The sequence below is a fragment of the Flavobacterium sp. UGB4466 genome, from assembly GCF_903469665.1.
Classification (GTDB): domain Bacteria; phylum Bacteroidota; class Bacteroidia; order Flavobacteriales; family Flavobacteriaceae; genus Flavobacterium; species Flavobacterium lipolyticum.
This window is the reverse complement of sequence record NZ_CAGKLC010000245.1, coordinates 1-1,047: the sequence shown is the minus strand read 5'-3', so window position 1 is coordinate 1,047 and position 1,047 is coordinate 1. Positions and strand designations below refer to the sequence as shown.

The window sequence follows — 1,047 nt, the reverse complement described above, 5'->3', positions numbered from 1 at the left end:
TCAGGCAATGGTGATGGAGTTTAACGGTTCCCCAAGTAATCCTTTCTTTTTAACCACAACCAGCACCGCTAATCCGGAAACAGTCACTACACTGAGTAATGTCGCAACATTGAGTAATGTAAGCCTGAGTACCGGAGTTCTTACTCCATTTTTCTCCTCCGAAACTACAGCTTATACGGCCAGAGTATCTAATGCCGCTAGCAGTATCACGATTACGCCGGTCACTACTGATACCCATGCGACTATAAAAGTAAATGGGGTAGCGGTGAGCAGTGGAAATCCTTCTCAGACGATTGATAATCTGGAAGTAAATAATGTGGAGGCTAAGGCTAATCGTATTGCGATCGAAGTCACGGCTCAGGATGGTACTGTAAAAACCTACACCATAAAAGTACTCAGGCTTTTAGCACCGCCAACGATTCAGGCCACTAATCTTACTTTTACCAAGACCACAGCAACTACTACTACTGTACATTGTATCAATGGAAATGGAAAACAAAGGATGCTTTTAATACGTGCAGGTACAGGCGATGGCACTACACCTGTACCGGATAATTTTTATTTCAGTGGAAGCACTATTTTTGGCTTGGGAGATCAGATCGGTACAACAGGCTGGTATTTAGGCATTTATGACTCAGTAGTTTCTGGGTTCCAAATCGAAGGTTTGGCGCCCGGAACAACTTATCAGGTCATGGTTATGGAGTTTCTAGATAATGGAAATTATCCATCCTATTTAACCACAACCAGCACCGGTAATCCGGCAACAGTTACCACACTGAGTAATGTTGCTACTTTGAGTAATGTGAGTCTAAGCGCCGGGGCACTTACTACGGTTTTCTCCCCGGAAACTACAGCTTATACGACTAAAGTGCCTAACGGAGCTAGCAGTATAACGCTAATACCAGTTACGACCGATAGCCATGCGACCATAAAAGTCAATGGGACAGCAGTGGCCAGCGGAAATCCTTCGCAAAAAATAGATTTGGCCTCTGGAGCGGGTACTACTGTTATTACAATAGAAGTTTTAGCTCAGGATGGTACAGCAAA

At 44.0% G+C, this 1,047-nt stretch carries 1 protein-coding gene; it reads left to right on the top strand.

Features of this window, described 5'->3' with window-relative positions:
• Nucleotides 1-1,047: cadherin-like beta sandwich domain-containing protein (locus JO950_RS21895; RefSeq protein WP_202704537.1), on the top strand; the 1,047-nt coding region annotated here is incomplete at both ends.